The sequence below is a fragment of the Pseudoalteromonas sp. AOP31-A2-14 genome (assembly GCF_052378035.1).
In the GTDB taxonomy this organism is placed as follows: domain Bacteria; phylum Pseudomonadota; class Gammaproteobacteria; order Enterobacterales; family Alteromonadaceae; genus Pseudoalteromonas.
In genome coordinates this window covers 2204628-2225098 of sequence record NZ_JBQSXI010000001.1, presented here as the reverse complement: position 1 = coordinate 2225098, position 20471 = coordinate 2204628, and the positions used below count along the sequence as shown (strand labels likewise).

The following is a 20471-nucleotide window of genomic DNA, read 5'->3' as shown; positions in this document are numbered from 1 at the left end:
TATGAATAATCAGCTAATTAAAATTAACGATATTGAACTGGCGAACGAAAAGCCATTTGTATTATTTGGTGGCATGAATGTGTTGGAATCGCGTGATATGGCTATGCGCATTGCAGAGCATTATGTTGAAGTAACCAATAAGCTTAATATTCCTTATGTCTTTAAAGCTTCATTTGATAAAGCGAATCGTTCATCAATAAATTCATATCGCGGGCCGGGTATGGAAGAAGGCCTAAAAATATTTGAAGAAATAAAGAATACGTTTAATGTGCCTTTAATTACCGATGTTCATGAGCCTCATCAAGCAGCACCTGTGGCAGAAGTAGTTGATGTTATCCAGTTACCTGCTTTTTTAGCACGACAAACTGATTTGGTTGTGGCTATGGCAAAGACGGGGGCAGTAATAAACGTTAAAAAACCACAGTTTTTAGCGCCACGCGAAATGCGTCATATCATTACTAAATTTAATGAAGCTGGTAACAATAACATCGCCCTTTGTGAGCGTGGTTCAAGCTTTGGTTATAATAACTTAGTGGTTGATATGCTAGGCATGGATGATATGAAACCGATGGCTCCGGTTATTTTTGACGCCACTCATGCATTACAGCGTCCTGGTGGGCGTAGTGACTCGGCTGATGGCCGTCGTGCTCAAGCTGCTGAACTTGCAAGAAGCGGTATGGCTCTTGGGATTGCAGGTTTATTTATTGAAGCGCATCCAAACCCAAATGAAGCTAAATGTGATGGCCCATGTGCACTTGCGCTTAGTAAGTTAGAAGGCTACTTGAGTCAAATGAAAGCGGTTGATGAGTTGATAAAAAGTCTTGCACCACTTGATACCAGTGCCGATAACTTATAAGTGGTACTAAGGTTTGAAAAAAGCGACTCTGGTCGCTTTTTTAATGTCGAATATATATCCAAGCTACCTCATAGTGCAGAATTCAGGGTTTTACAGGGGCATAATATCCAAGACGTTACTTTGCAACAATGGCAGTCTTTTTAAGCAGTAACAACGATGAGAGTAAGTCTCTGTTAAACGTTCAAAGGGGTTGTTTAAAAGCGATTTATACTAGGTTATTGATTTTAACAACAGAGCTACTATTACTCGTAATCATTGCTTGCCTAAATCGCTTTTTATTCCAACTGAAACTCGCATCTTGAGATGGTTTGGGTATAATTCATTCCATAAGAAAAACTAATTCTAAGTTTGGTGTGTATGTCGCGACGTTTTCCTCCTCTCAATGCGCTCAAAGCGTTCGAAGCAGCTGCACGCCATTTAAGTTTTACTAAAGCCGCAGAAGAGCTTTATGTAACGCAAGCCGCAGTTAGCCATCAAATAAAAACCCTGGAAGAGCATTTAGGCTTAAAATTGTTCTTACGTAAAAATAGGTCTTTATTATTAACCGAAGAAGGCCAAGGTTATTTTTTAGATATTAGAGAAGTTTTTACTCAGCTAATTGATGCCACCGATAAACTGCTAGCACGCGGCGCAAAAGGTTCATTAACCGTAAGTTTAACGCCAAGCTTTGCTATTCAGTGGATGGTGCCGCGACTTAGTTTATTTAATGAGTTACATCCTGAAATTGATGTGCGAATAAAAGCCCAAGATCAAGACGAAAATTCCCTGACCGATGATGTAGACATTGCTATTTATTATGGTCGTGGGCATTGGAGTGGCGTGCAAACACATAAGTTACACACCGAATATTTAGTGCCACTGTGTAGCCCTATGTTACTTACCGGGCTTAAACCTCTTAACCAACCCAGTGATTTAGCTAACCATACACTATTACACGATACTACTCGTAAAAACTGGAAAACCTGGATGAAAACCGCCGGCGTTCGTAATGTACAAGTTAACCAAGGCCCTATATTTAGTCACTCATCAATGGTGCTGCAAGCTGCGGTACATGGCCAAGGTGTGGCAATTGGCAATAGCGTACTGGCTAAACCTGATATTGATGCAGGGCGCTTAGTGATACCATTTAGCCATAGTTTAGAAAGTAAAAATGCCTATTATTTAGTAATCCGTGAATCGCAAACTGAGCTGGGTAAAATCGTATCATTTAAAGAGTGGATGCTTGGCCTCGTTGAGCAAGAACAAGAGTACTAATAATGGTAATAGAATTATGTTAATTGAGTGGTTTAAAAGTAGTCAGCAACCAGCGGCTGCACAGTTTATATTTGCACATGGGGCAGGGGCTGGCAGCGATTCAGACTTTATGCAAAATATGGCAACACGGTTAAGTGAGCAAGGCATTGATGTTGGTTTGTTTGATTTTGAATATATGCAAATAGCAAAGCAAACAGGCAAACGCCGGCCTCCAGAGCGCGCACCAAAGTTACTAACTTATTTTGAAAAAGTACTTACACACGCAAACCCTAAGTTACCGTTATTTATTGGTGGTAAATCAATGGGCGGGCGCATGGCATCTATGCTTGCATGTGAAAGTACACAGCCGATTAAAGGAATATTGGTATTTGGCTATCCGTTTCACCCACCTGCTAAGCCAGAAAAGCTCCGTACAGAACACTTTGTTGATATTCCTTGTCCTTTTTTAGTGCTTCAAGGGGAACGCGATACGTTTGGTACTAAAGATGAAATTTCAGCAATGCAATTAACTCATTCGCCAACATTTACTTGGCTAACAGATGGCGACCACTCGTTAAAGCCCCGCAAAAAAAGTGGGGTTAGTGAGAGTGATAATCGCCAATTCGCAGCGCACAGTGCTGCAAAATTTATAAAATTATTCAGCAAGTAAGGTGTTAATAAATGATTAAACTATTTCTAATGACAGGCAGTATTTTTTGTATGTTGTCAGTGGTATTAGGCGCATTTGCAGCTCATGGTTTAAAAAGTCGTATTTCAGAATATGCCTTAGGGGTGTTTAAAACCGCCGCTGAATATCAAATGTTTCATGGGCTTGCGCTAATTGCTGTGGCGATACTTATCAAGTGGGGGCTAACACTTAACTGGGCGGGAGGCTTTTTTATCGCAGGTATTCTTTTATTCAGTGGTAGTTTGTATTTACTTGCTCTTACAGGCATCAAGTGGCTTGGGCCAATTACGCCCATTGGTGGTGTTTGTTTTGTGATTGGCTGGGCAGTTCTACTCGTGCAAGTTGCACGTTTTAAGTTTTAGATAGGTTATTAATATGTCGAGTGTAGTAATTTATTGTCGTAGTGGTTTTGAAAATGATGCCGCTGCTGAAATAACCTTTCATGCTGCAGAGCAAGGTTTTGCAGGCTATGTTAAAGCTAAGCCAAATACGGGCTATGTCGTTTATGAGTGTTTTGAAGCTTCCCACAGCGACGAAATAATCAAAAAAGTTGATTTTAAAAATATGGTATTTGCACGGCAGTGGTTCGCAGGTACTTTGCTTGAAAACATGGCAATTGAAGATAGAGTAGGAGCGATTAAAAGTGCTGCTGCTGATTTCCCTTTATGTTCAGAGCTTAGAGTTGAAACCCCCGACACCAATGAAGGTAAAGAGCTACTGACTTTTTGTAAAAAAATATCGACACCGTTAAAAAAGGCTTTAGAAAAACAAAATATTTTATTACGTAGTAAAGAAGGTGAGGCTAAAGCTAATCGTCCTGTTATGCATGTATTATTTTTAGCTAATAATACTGCGTATGTTGGGCATTCTTATAGCTATAACAACTCCCCATTTTTTATGGGGATTTTACGTTTGCGGATGCCAAGTGATGGCCCAAGTCGTTCAACTTTAAAACTTGATGAGGCGTTTAATGTGTTTATCCCGCCTAACGAGGTGGAAGTACGTGTTCAGCCTGGCATGCGTAGTGTTGATTTAGGCGCTTGCCCCGGTGGTTGGACATATCAGCTTGTGCGTCGTGGTATGTTTGTCAGTGCTATTGATAATGGCCCGATGAATGCAAATTTAATGGAAACCGGCCAAGTAAAGCATTTTCGCGCCGATGGGTTTAAATACCGACCAGAAAAACGCAATATTCAATGGTTAGTATGCGACATGGTAGAAAAACCGACTAAAGTAACGAGCCTTATGATTGATTGGGCGGTAAATGCCTATGCAAAAGAACTTATTTTTAATCTTAAGTTACCCATGAAAAAACGCTTCGATAGTGTTTATGAGTGTTTAACTATGATCAGAGAAGAGCTTGATAAATATGGTATTAGCTATGAGCTACAAGCGAAGCACCTTTATCATGACCGAGAAGAAATCACCGTTCATTTAAATGTCACGAAAGTACCGCAAAATTTGTATAGCTAGCACCTACCAGATAAAAGCACATCAAGTAATGGTGTGCTTTTAGATACACGTTTAAAAATTTATTCAATCACGGTATTTAGAGCGATAATTATCAACCCATAAGCGTGTAGCACCGCATACGGCGACGGGCATTACAATTAAGTTCACAAATGGTACAGCTGTTAATAACATTACAGCTAAGCCAAACCCATACGATAAACTGCGCTTTTCGGTCAAATCATTTTTCATTTCATTAAAACTGATTTTATGATTATCAAAGGCGTAGTCTTTATACTGAACTGCGTACATCCAGCAAGTAAATAATATCCATAAGACTTGCCCTATTAGCGGTAAAATCCAAAGCAGAATAAAAAAACCAATAGCGCGAGGCAAGTAATAACAAAGTTTAGTCCACTCGCGGCCTAACATTCGAGGTACATCTTTTAGAAGATCAGCAAAACCATCGTCATTAATTTTTTGTCCCGTTAAATGCATTTCTACTTTTTCACTGAGTAGGCCATTGAACGGAGCGGCAAGAAAGTTGGTGATCACCGTAAATAGCATACTGTAACTAAATAAAATCACCATCACCGCGATCGGCCACATTAACCACTCTAACCAACTTAACCATTCAGGTAGTAGGCTATTTAAATAAGCAAACCCGTCTGTTAGCCAACCATATAAAAAAAATAGCGAACTACCAAAAAGTATAATATTGATTAATAGAGGAATAAGCACAAAACGTTTTAATCCTTTTTGCGAGATCAATTTAAAACCAGAAAAAAAGTATTCCATACCTTGGGTAAACTGCACGTCAGCACCTCAAATTATTTTGTTATATCAGCCATTATAAAAATGCTTAATCATTTTGAACAGACTTTTTGCGTAACAAAGTGTTTAGCTAAAATGACATACTGAAAAACTGATTGTGAATATTGCCTCAGACTTCAGTTCAGATGTTAATATTTTTGCTCTTAGAGTGTTATTTATGTTGTTTTTAGTGGGCTAGGTATATGCCTGTATATGGGTATATAATACTTCCTCTTTTCAAATAGGTTGCATGATGTCTAAGGTATTTATAATTGGTCTGCCCAGAACGGGCACTACTAGCATCAGTGTAGCATTGCTGGAAATGGGGTTGTCAGTTGCACATACAGCCTTTACAAAAAAAGCATTTGAGGTCGCTGATGCGGTATCTGATGCGCCTTGCTTTAGTGATTATAGGCAGCTAGATGTATTATTTCCCGGTTCAAAGTTTGTTTATTTAAATAGGGATTTAGCAAAGTGGCTTCCTTCAATTACTATGCTGCTTGAGAAAATGGCACCACATCTAGCTCTTAAAGGGGGACACTTTAGTCCTGTTTTAAAGCGGAGTTTTCATGATACTTTTCCTTCAATACATCCTTTGACCCAGAGTGATTTAACTAATTGCTATATAAAACATCAACAAGCAGTATTTAGCTACTTTGCAGGACGTGATGATTTTTTATCAATTGATGTTAGTGAGAAGGGGAGCTTATTAGTATTGAAGAAATTTTTAGGGCTGTCAGTAGAAGGTGATGTTGATTTTCCCCAATTAAATATTGGCCGCAATGTCGCTAATTGGCGAGAATACAAGCATCCTAATAAAGTAAACGCTAATTTAGCAGGCATTGAGCATCGAAAGTTTTTAGATTATATTTAAATAAAAAATAGTTTCCTTTCGATAGTTGAGTAATAAGCAGTCAATATAGTTATTTGGCGGCATTTTTTAAGCATTTTTGGAGTCTATATAGAAGTATGGCCCATTTAAACGTTTAAATAAGCAAAAAATAGGCTGAATGAGGTTGTTCATTTGTTACAATTGCGTATAGTCTGAAACAAATTTTTAATATAAAGTTGAAATACTCTATGCAGTTAGTCGATTTAAATTCGAATGACCAAGATGCAATAAATGTCTTTGCTGATATAGATCGACTTATAAACTCTTTATATCCTGTTGCCTGTGCGCAGTCGCTTACGCTTGACGAGTTGAATCACCCAGATGTTTACGCAATTGGTTTAAAAAATGAAGATGGTATTGTTGCCTGTGGTGCGATAGTTAAGCAGTTTGATACTTGTTTATACGGTGAAATACGCCGCCTTTATGTTAAACCAAGTTATCGTGGTAAAGGATTGTCTCGACGTATTATGCAAATTCTGCTGCATTATGCCGGTGAAGTGCAAATTCCACTCATCAGACTCGAGACAGGCCCTAAGCAAACTGAATCAATTAATCTTTATGAAAACTTAGGATTTGAACGATGTGGTAGTTTTGGTACATATACCGATAATCCACAGAGTGTATTTATGGAACTTGGACTTAAGTCGTTCACCTAATGACCCCGGCGCTTTCTGTGTAGGGCAGAACCTCGGGTACTTTTATCAGTGATAAAAAAACGCTAACGCTTAGCTCAGTCAAGCTAAGCTGTATTTTCTTGTGTATTCTATCTGTCTAGCTTACTTCGGCGGGTTGATAAATCTTTTCGTCAAGAGCTGTCGGTTTCGCCACTTTACCCCAGCAACACCTTCTAAATTAGCAACTATAACCGCCAGTACTACGGCTGTACTAGAAAATTACACGACCATAGGAATACATGCTGAATATGGCCACTTCATGAGGGATAATCGCTTACAGCGGCCCTGGTTTATTTTCGATTGTCGGAGATCACGCATCAGTCGACCATGAGGTAAGGAAACGCGCTGTGGCTAAATAACTATATTTATGAATAGACAACTTAAAAGTGTTTAGCATCAAGTTTTAACGCATCTAGTATCTGAGCCCATTGTAATTGTGATTTTTCTTGTTGCTCATCACCTATACTAGTTGGCTCAAGAACCATTTCCTCAATAACGTAAAAGCTTTGCTCACTCATTCGTTCAACTACATTATTTGCCATAGCTTTATACAGCAGGAGCCAAACAAGAACAGCTATAAATATGAGTGTGCATACAATTAACAGCTTATTTTTAGTAATGCGCTTCGCTAAGCTTTGTTGCTTCGTTGTAAAAGGCCAACGAAACTGCGGATCGTCAGGCACAAAGCGGCCACCATCGGTAAAGTTAAGTTCAACGGCAAGTCCCGGTAAATTTGCTGATAGCGCAAGCTGTGCAATAGCTTGTTCGAATTTAAGCTCATCGCGTAAATCAAGTAGCTTAATATGGTTATTGTTTATATGAGCAATGCGCATTTCACTTTTGCTGCTCGCAGGATAGTAATACTGTCCTTGTATTTGCATTTAACTTCCTTATGTTAGTAATATACCGAACACGTTAGTGGCTTATCCAACAAGCGAACATAACCGTTAAAACGAAGGAGAAAAGCATTTCGGCTGTTATACGAGTAAGTATTTTCGCTGATTAATTCTGGATTCGTATCTGTTATTGGGTAGAGGTTATTTCCATGTTTATTACCCCTTGTCCATAAGTAAGGATAACTTAACCAAAAACATAAATTAAATCAAGAATGGAATATTCTTGGTTAATTAATTTTGGATAATTAGCTCAGTAATATTCATCGACATCGCTATTTATTCCATAAAGGAATAGCCATTTTTTAGAGCCTGAATTCGGATAATAAGTACTTTGCCTAAATCGCTTTTAATTCCAACGATGCTCGCATCTTAAGGTAACTTGGGTATATACTCTGGGCGTCAAAATATGAGGCTGCTATGATTTCAAAAAACCAACTCAAGTTAATTCGTGCATTAGGTCAAAAAAAGTACCGCAAGCAATATAATCAATACCTTGTGCAAGGTGAAAAAAACGTTCTAGAGTTACTTGATAGTCGTTTGTCGGTGGTTGAAATTTTTGGCTCTGAAAACTTTATAAATGACAACAAAGCTTTACTGCAAGGCCACAAAGTCACCTTCGCCGATGAAGCCAGTTTATCAAAAGCCAGCACCTTGGTATCAAACAATGCTGCTGTTGCAATTGTTACAATGTCTGATGTTGAGTTACCAGCGCCTGATGGTTTGATTTTAGCTCTAGATGGCGTATCTGACCCGGGTAATCTCGGCACTATTATTCGTGTTGCTGACTGGTATGGCATTAGTCATATTGTTACTAGTGATGATAGCGCCGATGCCTACAGTCCAAAAACGATTAGTGCCACAATGGGCTCGTTTGCCCGCGTTGCTGTGAGCCAAGTGGATTTACCAAGCTATTTAAAGGCTTTGAAACTACCGGTTTATGGCGCTTTTTTAACAGGTACAAGCATCCATAGTACACCACTTAAACAGCAAGCCGTGTTACTTATGGGAAGTGAGTCTCATGGTATCCGCGATGAATGCGCCGCACTTATTAGTGACAAAATAACTATCCCAGCGTATGGCATGGCAGAATCTCTTAATGTTGCGATGGCGACCGGGATCATTTTAGATAATTTTAAACGCCAAGCTTAACCTTTTAACATAAATTAGGTTAAGCTTAGCGCTTAAAAGTAATAAAAGGTGGTAAAACAACTAGATGCGCTTAAGCACCATAAAATTAGCTGGTTTTAAATCGTTTGTAGAGCCGACTAAAATCCCATTTCCAGATCAAATGACCTGCGTTGTCGGCCCAAACGGCTGCGGCAAGTCTAATGTGATAGATGCGGTGCGCTGGGTGCTAGGTGAAAGCTCAGCAAAAAATTTACGTGGTGATGCCATGAGCGATGTTATTTTTAATGGCTCAACTAATCGCAAACCAATTTCCCAAGCTTCAGTTGAGCTCACTTTTGACAACACCCAAGGGCATTTACCCGGCACATTTGCTGATCGTAACCAAGTGGCCGTTAAGCGGTTAGTCACTCGTGATGGTCAATCCTTATACTTTTTAAATGGCAGCAAATGCCGCAAGCGTGATATTACCGATATTTTTTTAGGCACTGGGCTTGGTCCTCGCAGTTACGCGATAATAGAGCAAGGTATGATCTCGCGTTTAATTGAAAGTAAACCCGCAGAGCTTCGCGTATTCTTAGAAGAAGCCGCTGGTGTTTCAAAATACAAAGAACGACGCCGCGAAACCCAAACTCGGATTAAAAGTACCCGCGAAAATCTAGAACGTTTATTAGATGTACGAAAAGAGTTACAAGCTCAGCTTGATAAATTAGCCGTGCAATCGATTGACGCTAAAAAGTATCGCGAATTTAAAACAACCGAGCGCACGCTTAAAGGCCAGATAGCGGTGTTAAAGTGGCAAAAGTTGCATCAACAACAAGCTGATAAAACTAACCAAATAGAAAAATTAAATGAGCAAATTGACTTTTTTAAGCAAGCGCATTTAGGGCACGACGATGTATTAGCTAGCCTTGAAAGCCAGGCACAGTTACAACAACAAAAACTAAACGATGCCCAGCAACAACAACACACCATACACACCGAGCTAACTCGCGCTGAGCAGCAGAAAATAAATTTAAAGCAGCAGCAGCAAGTTGCCAATCAAAACCTTATTAAACAACAGCAATTGCAGCAGCAAAATCATGAGCTGCAATTAGCTCAGCAAGGTGCTTGTGATGAACTTCAACACGTCTTACAAGAGGCGCTAGAATACAGCTTAGTGTGTAATGAGCAAGTTGAAGAAATGAGTGAGCAAGTCACTAGTTTACAGGATAAAAAACAGCAAAGTGCTACGTATTGGCAGCAGCTGAATGAGCGTTCGCAGCAATTAAATGAAACGTATGCTAAAACACAAAGTGAGCTTACTCAGCAACAGCAAAATTTACATTATATCAATAGCCAGTATGCTGAAACTACTCAAGCGCTTGAAGAACTGACAAGCAGTCCGGTAAGTCGCCAACTAGACCAGCAACAGCAACTAATGCAAACGTTAACCCAGCAGTTAGCAACAAAGCAAACTGCATTAAATAAGTTACAAACTAGCGCAGAGCTTGCTACCAGTGAACTTAAAAAAGAACAACAAAGTAAACAACATATCGCACAGCAATTAAATGAAAACAAAGCCAAAACAGCCGCTTTAAGTAGTTTATTAGACGGCTATACATTAGGTGAAAATGATCTCAAGGGCTCAGGGAATATTTTAGCTCAGTTGGAGGTTAAAAGTGGTTATGAACACGTAGTAGAACAAGCTTTACTGGGGCTTGAACACCTAAATGTAAGCAAAACTGTAGCACATAATAGTGTGTGGCCAAACAATGCTAAAGTGACTAAGGGGTCTGTAGCGGCGCTTATCGAGCTTGGTGTTTACCCTGATCTACTAAACAAAATTGGCTTCCAACAGGGCGTGAAAAGCACTGACTCGTTAGATAATAAATGGCTTGCAGTAATTGATTCTAAAGGTAATGTTTATGGTCATAACTGGCAAAAAGAGACCGCCACCAACAGCGAAAATTCATTATTACTAAAGCATAAACAACTTCACGAGAGTGCTGAACTTGTTGAGCAGTTAAGCACACAACTTAAAAAGGCAGAGCAACGCGAAGCTCAGCAGCAAGGTACATATAATAGCTTTTTAGCGCAATTAGATACTCATAAAGAAGCGGTACACCAATTAGCGCAGCAAATAGCGGGAGCCAGCACGCGACGCGATATGCTTAAAGAGCAGCAGTCACAATGGCAAGCGCAACACGACAAGTTTGTACAAAAACAGCAGCAGCTTGAGGCAGAGCGCAAAGTAATTAATAAAGTTATTGTTACGCACAGTGAGCAGCTAAACTTAGAAAATGGACAACGTGATAAGTTAGCAGCTAAGTTAGCAGCCGCGCAGAGTGATCTAGAACATGATGAGCAGCAATTAAAGCAGTTAAGTGATCAACTAGAGCAATATAAAACGCAGGCCCATCAAGCCAATTTAAGCGAGCAAAAAACGCGCAGTGAATGTCAGTTAAGTGAAACCAAACTTGCGCATGCCTTAAGTGCCAGTAGCAATGCAAATGAAGCGGTGCAAGATCTGACAACGCAACTTGAAGATCTTGTCATTCCGTTAGAAGAAGTCGCTGAGAAAATTGAATTATTACTTGGTGAACACCAGCAATTTGAAGATATTATAAGTAAATTAAAAACGGACTTAGCCGAGGCTAAAGAAGAATTAATTAATAAACAGGCGGCGCTTAAGTCTTCTCAAGGTGAGCTGATAACGTTGCAAGAGCGAAGCCAAAAGCTTGCCATTGAAGAGCAAAGTTTAATGGTTAAGGCGCAAGCTGCGCTTGAGCCACTTGAAGAATTAGCACAAAACTTAAAAACTGTACTTGATACACTCCCAGAGTCAGTTAATTTAGCAACTATGCAAAGTGCGCTTAATAAAACATCTCAGCAGTTAGCTGATTTAGGGGCAGTTAATTTAGCCGCTATTGATGAGTTTGAACAAGCACAAACACGTAGCCAGTATCTTGATAATCAATTAGATGATTTAACCAAAGCACTTAGCACGTTAGAAGGGGCTATTCAAAAAATTGATCGGGAAACCAAAAGTCGCTTTAAAACGACTTTCGAGCAAGTTAATAAAGACTTTTCAGAGTTATTCCCTAAAGTTTTTGGTGGTGGCAGTGCGTATCTTGAATTAACCAGTGATGACTTACTCGAAAGTGGTGTTAGTATAATGGCAAGACCACCGGGAAAGAAAAATTCAACAATTCATCTGTTAAGTGGTGGAGAAAAAGCACTGATCGCATTATCATTAGTGTTTTCAATATTCAGGCTCAATCCAGCTCCTTTCTGTATGCTGGACGAAGTGGATGCACCACTTGATGATGCGAATGTTGGGCGTTTTTGCCGATTAGTGGAAGAAATGTCACAATCAGTACAATTTATTTATATCAGTCATAATAAGATTGCTATGGAAATGGCAGGGCGGTTGACCGGTGTAACTATGGCTGAGCCAGGCGTATCGCGGATGGTGGCGGTAGATATCGAACAAGCGGTGCAATTAGCACGCGTATAATTTTACAATTTAGGCAGATCAAATAAGAAAAGGTGAGGGGATGGCCGAAGAATTAAGATGGGTTTTAATCATTATCAGTGTAGTTGTCATTGGTGGGTTATTAATACATGGCTTATGGTCAGTACGTAAAAAAGATGCGCCCATGCCATCTCATAGCGAACGCGTAGAGCCGTCAGAGTCTGTCGCTGCGGTGCATGATAGCGAACCAAAGACAGAACCAATGATGCAAGAACGTGACGAACCGCAGTTTGGCGATATTAATTTTAGTGCCGAAGATGAGCACAATGACCCGTTAGTCTCTCAAGCTGATGCTAATAGCGATGGTGAAGCGGTAAAAGAACACAATGATACAGCAAGTGACGCAACAAATACTGCGGATGAGAGCAGTGCTGAAGTTAATGACGCCCCAGAGCCTGCTCAGCCAAGCGATTTTATTATTGTACACATTCAGATGCCTGATGGCCTTACCATGGAAGGCTCAAAGTTATTACCTGCGGTGAACACTCTTGGCTTTAAATATTCAGAAGAAGGCTTTTTTAATCGTCATTTAGATCCTGCAGGGCATGGGCCAGTACTGTTTCGTTTGGTGAATATGTACAACCCAGGCACGTTTGATGTTGATAATATGGAGCAGTTTAGCACCGCAGGAGTGAGTCTATTTATGACCTTGCCGTGTGATGGTGATGGGCTTAGCGCATTTAATATGCTACACAGCGCAGCTAAAAAGCTAGCCGATGAATTTGGCGCAACTATTTTAGATACAAAGCGCCAGGAAATGAGCGTCGATAGTGTGCGCGAGTATGTTGAAAAAGTGCGTAGTTTTTCAGTGTAACTATTTTTAAATAAAGTTAAGTTTTTAATAAGCCGCTTAATGATGACTCGTTAAAGTGGCTTTTTTTATGTAAATTTCTGAGGTTTTCATGTCCAGCCCTATTCTAGAGCAAGTAAATAAGTTACGTAGCGTACTTGAAACGCATAATCATAATTACTATGTGCTCGATACCCCCAGCATTCCTGATGCTGAGTATGACCGATTATTACGCCAATTAAGCGAACTTGAACAAGCCAACCCTGAATTTCAAAGCCCTGACTCACCAACTCAAAAAGTGGGGGGCGCTGCACTGGATAAATTTGAGCAGGTGTCGCATCGAGTGCCGATGTTATCGTTAGACAATGCTTTTAGCGAAGAAGAATTCGCAGCCTTTAATCGTCGTATTAAAGAGCGTTTAATGGATAATGATGAGCTTACTTTTTGCTGTGAGCCAAAGTTAGATGGCTTAGCGGTGTCTATTTTATATCGTAATGGCGTATTAGTGCAGGCAGCTACTCGTGGGGATGGCCATATTGGTGAGAATATTACGCAAAATGTTAAAACTATTCGTAACGTACCTCTTAAATTGCGGGGGGAGGATTTCCCTAGCGAAATTGAAATCCGCGGTGAAGTATTCATGGATAGCCGTGGATTTGACAAGCTTAACGCTGAAGCCGAAAAACATGGCGAAAAAGTATTTGTTAACCCAAGAAATGCAGCCGCGGGTAGTTTGCGCCAATTAGATTCTAAAATTACGGCTAAGCGGCCACTGATGTTTTATGCTTACAGTATTGGCGTAGTAACAGATGGTGAATTACCTAGTGAGCACTACCAGCAACTCGCAAAACTGACTGATTGGGGCTTACCCCTTTGCCCAGAAACTAAATTAGTTGAAGGCCAGCAAGCGGCACTTGATTATTATCAAGATATTTTAACTCGCCGTAGTGAGCTTAAATATGAAATAGACGGTGTAGTTATTAAAATAAATAACAAAAAGCACCAAGAACGTTTAGGTTTTGTGGCTCGTGCGCCACGCTGGGCAATTGCTTATAAATTCCCAGCGCAAGAAGAGATAACACAACTTTTAGATGTGGAATTTCAAGTTGGGCGCACAGGCGCAATAACACCTGTAGCCCGTTTAGAACCGATTTTTGTTGGGGGGGTAACGGTCTCAAATGCAACCTTGCATAATGGAGACGAAATAGCACGACTTGGTGTTAAAATTGGTGACACGGTCATTATTCGACGTGCAGGTGATGTGATCCCACAAATTATCCAAGTGGTGCATGAGCGTCGCCCTGATGATGCTAAAAATATTGTATTTCCAATAAACTGCCCAATTTGTGACTCTCACATAGAAAAGGTTGAGGGGGAAGCTGTAGCACGTTGTACTGGTGGACTTGTTTGCCAAGCGCAGCGTAAACAGGCAATTAAGCATTTTGCTTCACGTAAGGCGTTGGATATTGATGGCCTAGGCGACAAAATAGTTGATCAGCTAGTGGATCGCGAACTAATAAAAACTCCCGCTGATCTATTCATTTTAAAACAAGGCCACTTTGAATCATTAGAGCGTATGGGACCGAAATCAGCTAAAAACTTAGTGGCCGCGCTTAACGATGCAAAGCAAACGACCTTAGCAAAGTTTTTATACTCACTAGGTATTCGTGAAGTGGGTGAGGCGACTGCGCAAAATTTAGCTCAGCATTTTTTAACTCTTGATAAAGTAACAACTGCAAGCAGTGAAGCACTTATAGAAGTCAGTGATGTAGGCGACATCGTAGCCACTCATGTATGCGGTTTTTTTAATGAAGCCCATAATATGGACGTGGTTAATGCTCTTATCGAACAAGGTATACATTGGCCTGCGTTAAGTGTCCCAAGTGAAGAGTCACAGCCATTAGCAGGGCTTACTTATGTACTTACCGGGACACTAAGTGAGCTTAATCGTAATGATGCTAAGGCTCGCTTACAGGTCTTAGGCGCTAAAGTATCAGGTAGTGTGTCGGCTAAAACTGATGGGTTAATTGCTGGTGAAAAAGCCGGTTCTAAGTTGACTAAAGCACAAGGTCTCGGCATTGAGATTTTAACTGAAGCCGATTTAATCGCGTTGCTGGCAAAGCATAATGGATAGTATTATTAATACATTTAGCCAGGTTGCAATTGCCTTTGGGCAGTGGCTAGCGCCGCATTTATACAATATTTCGTTGTTGCTGGTAGTGTGTTTAATTTCATTGTATGCCAATGATATAATAAAAATTACGAAACGCTTTGTGGTAAGGCGGCACTTCATTATTCGCGTAGCGTGTTTTGTGTTAGTAACCGGTTTTGGTTTTGGGTTAATGGTGGTTTTTGTGACGCCACTTTTGAGTCAGTTATTAATGATGCTAGGTATCAAGTGGCTTGGGGTAACAGTATTAATGGCCTTTATAGTATTAGGTGTTATTGCTGATAAGAAAAATCAGCTATGATGCGGTTTGGCCCTGAATATTGGGATAAACATGGTAGCTACCGCACACCGATAGCATTTCATTTAAGCTTATTAGTATTATTGCGAGCTTATTTTATTTGGATTGTTGCAGCGCTAAGCCGGCGTCCTGAGCTTGATATAATGTCGTTGGCTTTTACTACCAAAGAAGATTTTTTTAAAGCGTTGGCAATTGGCGCTGTGGCTATTATCCCGGCACTGGTTTTTTGTCTGCGAAGACCACAAAAAAATACCCAGACCGCAGCGCGCTTAGCTAAACTTTGGTGCTTTATGCGTTGGCCTTTATTATTGTGTGCCGCACTTGATTTAACTTGGCTGGTGATAAAAGCAGCTCATAGTAACTATGTTTTTTCGTTTTTTTTAGCGCTGCAAATGGTCGCTGTTTTATGGGTGTTACTGTACCTTATGAAAAGCCGTTATTTAACGGTGTTTTTTAAAGACTGGCCTGATCCAATAACGGATGAAAAATAAAAATAGGGAATGTATGAGCAATATTAACCTGCGTATCGCACTGGTGGTTTTTGCTATTGGTTTACTGCTGATATTAGGCGCTGTTTTTACGCCTGTATGGCAACAACCGTGGTTTATTTTTGTGATTGCTCTGTGGGGATTTATTTTCTGCTCTGCATGTTATCGGTTAACGTCACTTTTTAAAAAGCGTAACCCGGTCAGTGAGTTCTTAAAGCGGGATACCCAGCATGTGTTAGCATTTAGCCTCAATGGCTTCTTTGATAGTAAAAACGGCCCGCACTGCCTAGTTATTGACTGTATTGACAGTATTGAGACGAAAGATAATTTTATATGTTTTTATAATCATGATGAAAGTGATTTTAAAGTGAACTTACCAGCAAGCAAAGCCGAGCTTGAAGAGTACCTAAAGCGCTTTTTTACCCGTAAAGAATTACAAAAAATCACCTTGGTTTGAAACAAAAACAAGACTTAATCGGTATAGTTTGAGTAATTAAATACACTGATTATTAAAACAGAGCTAAGGGCTGCATAACAGCGTACTCATGCTGCAAATTATAGGTGTGTTGGAAGGGCTCTGAAGTAATATTTTCATCCTTAAGAAGGGGCCGGTCGATTAAGGTTGGTTTTACGTTGCTGGTATAGTTAGTGATTTTAGTAAAGCCGCAAGAGTCACTTTTGTCTCTGACATCATCAATTTAACTTATTTAATTACTATTTACAGCATACCAGATAAGTACCGGTCAGCGGTTTATACATTTAGCACAGAGCAAACCAAGCTATTAATGCTAAAAAATCTGATACAGTCAGGGCTTAATACACAAGCATTCCCGGTTGGTGAGTTTAAAAGCTCACCTGAAAGTATCAAAACCACTAATATAGCAACCTACAAAAACCTTTTTATAAGGTACGAATAAATCCTAAGTTATAAAATTATTGACGCATTATCGTGATAATGTAGACAGTAATAAACTTTCTCATCTAACTTTGTGAGGTCAACCATGTTGAACTGGAATGATATTATAAATTTTGCAAGTAACGGTAACCCTGAGCCAAGTAGGAAGGTAGAAAAAACAGATACTCAGTGGCGCGAACAGTTAAGCGAAGAAGCTTATTATGTGACGCGTAATCATGGCACAGAAAGACCTCATAGCTCAGACAGCTGTACTTTGTTTGAACTAGGCAAATATGCTTGTATTTGCTGTAACAATTTACTGTTTGATGGTGATGAAAAATTTGATAGTGGCACTGGTTGGCCGTCTTTCACGCAGCCGGCAGAGATAAACTCTATTGCCTATTACAGCGATGAAAGCCTTGCTATGCAGCGTGTGGAAACGGTTTGTAATGTGTGTAATGCCCATCTTGGGCATGTGTTTCCTGATGGACCTATGCCAAGTGGTTTGCGTTACTGTATCAATGCGGTAGCACTAAAAAAGCTATAATTTATAGGTTTCGAGTTACAACGTGCCAAGCTAATTAGTGGGTAACACACGCCAAGTGAGTTTTTGAATGTAAGCACAGATCTAAAAAAGCTTTGGCGTCCTCATTTTTATTTAAGCTGAGTAATACATCCCCTTTGAGACGAAAAAGTACTGCGTTTATTTTCAGGGCTGAGGTTAATTAAATTTAATCCTAAATTCGGATAATAAGTGCAATTTCTCAGATTAGATGGCCAGCTGTTATAATTCGGCCATTTTCTCGCCAAAGGAAATTGCTTTAATGAAATATAAACAGCTGACACAAGAAGAAAGATACCAGATTTACGCGTTAATAAAAGCAGGAAATAACCAAAAGCAGATAGCTGAAGAACTAACTCGTTCACCGTCATCTATTTCTAGAGAGCTAAAACGCAATAAAGGACTTAAAGGCTATCGGCCTAACCAAGCCAATAACTTTGCTGAACAAAGACGTAAGTCATCTTTCAAAGCAAGTAAGTTAACAGAGGACGTCACTCACTGGATTAATAAATTGTTGCATGACGGACTTTCCCCTGAGCAAGTGGCAGGCCGCTTAGCTTTAGAGAAACAGGTCGTTTTACATCATGAAACAATTTATCAATATATTTACAGAGACAAGGCTCGTGGTGGCAAGCTACATAAGACACTCACTCGTGCATGTAAAAAGTATAAAAAACGCTATGGAAGCTATGATAAACGTGGACAGATAGTTAATCGAGTCAGCATTGATGAACGCCCAAGTATTGTGGATTCAAAGTCTAGGATTGGTGATTGGGAGGGCGATACAGTGATAGGTAAAGGGCGTAAAAATGCGCTTGTCACAATGGTTGAACGTAAAACGTTATATACAGTCGTTCACAGAATTGAAAGCAAGCATGCGAAAATAACAGCCGATGCGCTGATCACGTGTATGACACCATATAAAGGTAAGGTTATTACCGTGACGTTAGATAATGGAAAAGAGTTTGCTCACCATGAGCATGTTGCACAAAAATTAGAAGCTGATGTGTATTTCGCTCATCCCTATTCATCATGGGAGCGGGGCATAAATGAGAATACCAACGGCTTACTTAGACGCTTCTTCCCCAAGGGAACTGACTTTATGGCGCTAAGTGAAGCAGAGATACAGGCGGCAGTTGATAAGCTCAACCATCGGCCAAGAAAAACAAGAGGGTATAAAACCCCTCATGAATTATTTACGGGGCAATCAGAAGTTCTGGTGGCTGCATAATGATTGCACTTAATACTTGAATTCAAGAATGCTTTTAAGTGTTGTTATCATCAATATAGTTATAAATTAGTTGTAAATCGCGCTCACGAAGTAAAACTCGTTCGATACGCTCTTTTAAATAGTAAATTAGTGAATGGTTTAACAAGGAAGTCGTCTGGCTGTAATTCTAAGACGCTATGTACTAGTGGGTTATATGTTTGGGCAGAAATAAAAATAAAGCCAGTAGAGTGCTTTATTAGGCGTTTAAAACGAAGTTCTTCATACAATTGATAACCGTCTTGGCGCTTAGTAAGGTTGAATGAGCATACTATTAAATCAAAGTTTTCGGCTAAATATTGTCCTTTTGCCGAAAGCTTTCCCGTTCTATGGATTGTTTCATATAGTTTTGAGCAAGTGGTTGTTCCTCAACTATAACTATAAGTATTTTTACTTTCGAAAAAATTTGTAGGCAATGAACTAACAACCAAATTTAGATGACTGTGACTATAATAAACAGTCTAGTCTGCGATCAGGGAATCTAAGCTTATATTACAGTTACTAACGAATAGGGTATTCGAATAGGATATTACTGATTTTTCGAAGCATTAGCTGGTCGTTATATAGAAGAATTAACTGAAAAGGTTTTATATGTGGTGGGTGATACTGGACTTGAACCAGTGACCCTCGCCTTGTAAGGGCGATGCTCTCCCAACTGAGCTAATCACCCACATATAAATTTTTGATTAAATGGTGGGTCGTACTGGACTTGAACCAGTGACCCTCGCCTTGTAAGGGCGATGCTCTCCCAACTGAGCTAACGACCCCATATAATCTGTTTCTTTGCATCACCATTATATTAGTAAATGGTGGGTCGTACTGGACTTGAACCAGTGACCCTCGCCTTGTAAGGGCGATGCTCTCCCAACTGAGCTAACGACCCGCAAAGAATATCTAAATGAAAACACCATTTTAAAAATGGTGGGTCGTACTGGACTTGAACCAGTGACCCTCGCCTTGTAAGGGCGATGCTCTCCCAACTGAGCTAACGACCCATTTAGATTATTTGTGTTTATTGTAATTTGGTGGGTGATACTGGACTTGAACCAGTGACCCTCGCCTTGTAAGGGCGATGCTCTCCCAACTGAGCTAATCACCCAAATTACAACTTAAACACGCTACTATCACTATAGACAGTACTGGACTTTAACCAGTGAACATCGCCATTACTTGTAAAAGTCGGTGATGCTCTCATTTTGTAACAGAGTTTATAACCATATTACATTTATTCTATATGGTGGGTGATACTGGACTTGAACCAGTGACCCTCGCCTTGTAAGGGCGATGCTCTCCCAACTGAGCTAATCACCCATATAGAATTCAGCAACACATAGCTGCGTTGTTGTGGGGCGCTATTATAGATAGAGTTGTAAAGGTGTCAATACTTGAATGCGTAAAAATGTTTTAGATGCGGGTTTTATAGGCAAAGAGAGTCGGGTAGGCTATTTTATAAGCGTTAATTAGTTAATAGGCTACTTTCTTGCGTATCGAACTTAATAATTATAATACAGACTGGGAGTATAAAGTGAACTTACGTTTTGTACTTCTATTAAGTCAGCTAAGCTTATCTTTGCTGATAGTACTATTTTGACTGTGTATCAGAACGATTAGAAAGGCAGAAAGTGAAAGAAAGCTATTTTGCATATAAATGTATACCCCAAATCACTGTTTAGTGTGGTGAGTGTTTAGCATGATTAGTTTTGCTTGTTCATAGCCTGAAAATATTAAGCTGTTAATCTAACTGAGTAATCAGCAGCTTTAGTTAACTTCCATGGTTAGGGCGAGTATAGTTAGAGTCAGTGCACAGAGTTAGTGTAATAAAACTGCATTTAATACTTTATTTACAGTCTTTTTTGTT

18 protein-coding genes, 6 tRNA genes and 1 pseudogene are annotated in these 20471 nt (G+C 39.8%); 16 read left to right on the top strand and 9 right to left on the bottom strand.

Features of this window, described 5'->3' with window-relative positions; genetic code table 11:
• The first annotated feature begins 1 nt into the window (after nucleotide 1).
• From kdsA to rlmM, 5 genes are all read left to right on the top strand, one after another.
• Complete coding sequence (gene kdsA / locus ACT3S9_RS10230; protein ID WP_441836353.1) at nucleotides 2-856, top strand: 3-deoxy-8-phosphooctulonate synthase; 855 nt, start codon at nucleotides 2-4, stop codon at nucleotides 854-856.
• Nucleotides 857-1213: 357 nt separating this feature from the next.
• Nucleotides 1214-2110 carry a transcriptional regulator GcvA gene (locus ACT3S9_RS10225; protein ID WP_441836354.1) on the top strand — a complete coding sequence of 299 codons (897 nt, stop codon included), beginning with the start codon at nucleotides 1214-1216 and terminating at the stop codon, nucleotides 2108-2110.
• 16 nt (nucleotides 2111-2126) lie between these two features.
• Nucleotides 2127-2759, top strand: coding sequence for an alpha/beta family hydrolase (locus ACT3S9_RS10220; RefSeq protein WP_441836355.1), 633 nt, complete (start codon nucleotides 2127-2129; stop codon nucleotides 2757-2759).
• An 11-nt stretch (nucleotides 2760-2770) separates the two neighbouring features.
• On the top strand, nucleotides 2771-3139 hold the full coding sequence (locus ACT3S9_RS10215) for a DUF423 domain-containing protein (RefSeq protein WP_441836356.1): 369 nt from the start codon (nucleotides 2771-2773) through the stop codon (nucleotides 3137-3139).
• A 13-nt stretch (nucleotides 3140-3152) separates the two neighbouring features.
• Entirely contained in the window at nucleotides 3153-4250 is a 1098-nt protein-coding gene (gene rlmM, locus ACT3S9_RS10210; RefSeq protein ID WP_441836357.1) for a 23S rRNA (cytidine(2498)-2'-O)-methyltransferase RlmM, read from the top strand.
• A gap of 63 nt (nucleotides 4251-4313) precedes the next feature.
• Here the strand turns inward: rlmM and cysZ are convergent, their stop codons facing one another.
• Nucleotides 4314-5024, bottom strand: coding sequence for a sulfate transporter CysZ (gene cysZ / locus ACT3S9_RS10205; RefSeq protein WP_441992721.1), 711 nt, complete (start codon nucleotides 5022-5024; stop codon nucleotides 4314-4316).
• A 268-nt stretch (nucleotides 5025-5292) separates the two neighbouring features.
• Between cysZ and ACT3S9_RS10200 the strand changes: the two genes are divergently transcribed.
• Nucleotides 5293-5913, top strand: a complete 621-nt coding sequence (locus tag ACT3S9_RS10200; RefSeq protein ID WP_441835744.1) for a sulfotransferase — start codon at nucleotides 5293-5295, stop codon at nucleotides 5911-5913.
• A 206-nt stretch (nucleotides 5914-6119) separates the two neighbouring features.
• Nucleotides 6120-6587 carry a GNAT family N-acetyltransferase gene (locus tag ACT3S9_RS10195; RefSeq protein ID WP_441835743.1) on the top strand — a complete coding sequence of 156 codons (468 nt, stop codon included), beginning with the start codon at nucleotides 6120-6122 and terminating at the stop codon, nucleotides 6585-6587.
• 398 nt (nucleotides 6588-6985) lie between these two features.
• On the opposite strand, the gene ACT3S9_RS10190 is transcribed toward ACT3S9_RS10195, so the two are convergent.
• Complete coding sequence (locus ACT3S9_RS10190; protein WP_441835742.1) at nucleotides 6986-7486, bottom strand: hypothetical protein; 501 nt, start codon at nucleotides 7484-7486, stop codon at nucleotides 6986-6988.
• A 432-nt stretch (nucleotides 7487-7918) separates the two neighbouring features.
• Between ACT3S9_RS10190 and ACT3S9_RS10185 the strand changes: the two genes are divergently transcribed.
• From ACT3S9_RS10185 to ACT3S9_RS10145, 9 genes are all read left to right on the top strand, one after another.
• The gene (locus tag ACT3S9_RS10185; protein ID WP_441835741.1) at nucleotides 7919-8650 is read left to right on the top strand and encodes an RNA methyltransferase; all 732 of its coding nucleotides are present in this window, start codon (nucleotides 7919-7921) and stop codon (nucleotides 8648-8650) included.
• Nucleotides 8651-8714: 64 nt separating this feature from the next.
• Nucleotides 8715-12125, top strand: coding sequence for a chromosome segregation SMC family protein (locus ACT3S9_RS10180; RefSeq protein WP_441835740.1), 3411 nt, complete (start codon nucleotides 8715-8717; stop codon nucleotides 12123-12125).
• 40 nt (nucleotides 12126-12165) lie between these two features.
• Nucleotides 12166-12957 carry a cell division protein ZipA gene (gene zipA / locus ACT3S9_RS10175; protein WP_441835739.1) on the top strand — a complete coding sequence of 264 codons (792 nt, stop codon included), beginning with the start codon at nucleotides 12166-12168 and terminating at the stop codon, nucleotides 12955-12957.
• An 88-nt stretch (nucleotides 12958-13045) separates the two neighbouring features.
• Complete coding sequence (ligA, locus tag ACT3S9_RS10170; RefSeq protein WP_441835738.1) at nucleotides 13046-15067, top strand: NAD-dependent DNA ligase LigA; 2022 nt, start codon at nucleotides 13046-13048, stop codon at nucleotides 15065-15067.
• Nucleotides 15060-15404: a DUF3392 family protein gene (locus tag ACT3S9_RS10165; RefSeq protein ID WP_441835737.1), complete on the top strand. Its 345-nt coding sequence runs from the start codon at nucleotides 15060-15062 to the stop codon at nucleotides 15402-15404. Before ligA ends, ACT3S9_RS10165 begins: the two co-directional genes overlap by 8 nt.
• Complete coding sequence (locus tag ACT3S9_RS10160) at nucleotides 15401-15892, top strand: DUF2919 domain-containing protein (protein WP_441835736.1); 492 nt, start codon at nucleotides 15401-15403, stop codon at nucleotides 15890-15892. The genes ACT3S9_RS10165 and ACT3S9_RS10160 overlap by 4 nt, the downstream gene beginning before the upstream one ends.
• Before the next feature lie 13 nt (nucleotides 15893-15905).
• Entirely contained in the window at nucleotides 15906-16346 is a 441-nt protein-coding gene (locus ACT3S9_RS10155) for a hypothetical protein (RefSeq protein WP_441835735.1), read from the top strand.
• Between the two features lie 544 nt (nucleotides 16347-16890).
• The gene (gene msrB, locus ACT3S9_RS10150; protein WP_441835734.1) at nucleotides 16891-17331 is read left to right on the top strand and encodes a peptide-methionine (R)-S-oxide reductase MsrB; all 441 of its coding nucleotides are present in this window, start codon (nucleotides 16891-16893) and stop codon (nucleotides 17329-17331) included.
• Between the two features lie 277 nt (nucleotides 17332-17608).
• Nucleotides 17609-18577, top strand: a complete 969-nt coding sequence (locus ACT3S9_RS10145; protein WP_086959932.1) for an IS30 family transposase — start codon at nucleotides 17609-17611, stop codon at nucleotides 18575-18577.
• Nucleotides 18578-18617: 40 nt separating this feature from the next.
• Here the strand turns inward: ACT3S9_RS10145 and ACT3S9_RS10140 are convergent.
• The 7 genes and pseudogenes from ACT3S9_RS10140 to ACT3S9_RS10110 all read right to left on the bottom strand — a co-directional run.
• Nucleotides 18618-19040: pseudogene (locus ACT3S9_RS10140) on the bottom strand (response regulator); the annotation flags it as partial.
• A gap of 167 nt (nucleotides 19041-19207) precedes the next feature.
• Nucleotides 19208-19283 (bottom strand) — tRNA-Val (locus tag ACT3S9_RS10135).
• 21 nt (nucleotides 19284-19304) lie between these two features.
• Nucleotides 19305-19380, bottom strand: a tRNA-Val gene (locus tag ACT3S9_RS10130).
• A gap of 40 nt (nucleotides 19381-19420) precedes the next feature.
• A tRNA-Val gene (locus tag ACT3S9_RS10125) sits at nucleotides 19421-19496 on the bottom strand.
• A gap of 36 nt (nucleotides 19497-19532) precedes the next feature.
• Nucleotides 19533-19608, bottom strand: a tRNA-Val gene (locus ACT3S9_RS10120).
• 28 nt (nucleotides 19609-19636) lie between these two features.
• A tRNA-Val gene (locus ACT3S9_RS10115) sits at nucleotides 19637-19712 on the bottom strand.
• Nucleotides 19713-19848: 136 nt separating this feature from the next.
• A tRNA-Val gene (locus ACT3S9_RS10110) sits at nucleotides 19849-19924 on the bottom strand.
• Nucleotides 19925-20471 lie beyond the last annotated feature (547 nt).

Bases quoted from the DNA above. Each gene is read 5' to 3' on its own strand.
- kdsA (WP_441836353.1), top strand. From the start codon at position 2: ATGAATAATCAGCTAATTAAAATTAACGATATTGAACTGGCGAACGAA.
- ACT3S9_RS10225 (WP_441836354.1), top strand. From the start codon at position 1,214: ATGTCGCGACGTTTTCCTCCTCTCAATGCGCTCAAAGCGTTCGAAGCA.
- ACT3S9_RS10220 (WP_441836355.1), top strand. From the start codon at position 2,127: ATGTTAATTGAGTGGTTTAAAAGTAGTCAGCAACCAGCGGCTGCACAG.
- ACT3S9_RS10215 (WP_441836356.1), top strand. From the start codon at position 2,771: ATGATTAAACTATTTCTAATGACAGGCAGTATTTTTTGTATGTTGTCA.
- rlmM (WP_441836357.1), top strand. From the start codon at position 3,153: ATGTCGAGTGTAGTAATTTATTGTCGTAGTGGTTTTGAAAATGATGCC.
- cysZ (WP_441992721.1), bottom strand. From the start codon at position 5,024: ATGGAATACTTTTTTTCTGGTTTTAAATTGATCTCGCAAAAAGGATTA.
- ACT3S9_RS10200 (WP_441835744.1), top strand. From the start codon at position 5,293: ATGTCTAAGGTATTTATAATTGGTCTGCCCAGAACGGGCACTACTAGC.
- ACT3S9_RS10195 (WP_441835743.1), top strand. From the start codon at position 6,120: ATGCAGTTAGTCGATTTAAATTCGAATGACCAAGATGCAATAAATGTC.
- ACT3S9_RS10190 (WP_441835742.1), bottom strand. From the start codon at position 7,486: ATGCAAATACAAGGACAGTATTACTATCCTGCGAGCAGCAAAAGTGAA.
- ACT3S9_RS10185 (WP_441835741.1), top strand. From the start codon at position 7,919: ATGATTTCAAAAAACCAACTCAAGTTAATTCGTGCATTAGGTCAAAAA.
- ACT3S9_RS10180 (WP_441835740.1), top strand. From the start codon at position 8,715: ATGCGCTTAAGCACCATAAAATTAGCTGGTTTTAAATCGTTTGTAGAG.
- zipA (WP_441835739.1), top strand. From the start codon at position 12,166: ATGGCCGAAGAATTAAGATGGGTTTTAATCATTATCAGTGTAGTTGTC.
- ligA (WP_441835738.1), top strand. From the start codon at position 13,046: ATGTCCAGCCCTATTCTAGAGCAAGTAAATAAGTTACGTAGCGTACTT.
- ACT3S9_RS10165 (WP_441835737.1), top strand. From the start codon at position 15,060: ATGGATAGTATTATTAATACATTTAGCCAGGTTGCAATTGCCTTTGGG.
- ACT3S9_RS10160 (WP_441835736.1), top strand. From the start codon at position 15,401: ATGATGCGGTTTGGCCCTGAATATTGGGATAAACATGGTAGCTACCGC.
- ACT3S9_RS10155 (WP_441835735.1), top strand. From the start codon at position 15,906: ATGAGCAATATTAACCTGCGTATCGCACTGGTGGTTTTTGCTATTGGT.
- msrB (WP_441835734.1), top strand. From the start codon at position 16,891: ATGTTGAACTGGAATGATATTATAAATTTTGCAAGTAACGGTAACCCT.
- ACT3S9_RS10145 (WP_086959932.1), top strand. From the start codon at position 17,609: ATGAAATATAAACAGCTGACACAAGAAGAAAGATACCAGATTTACGCG.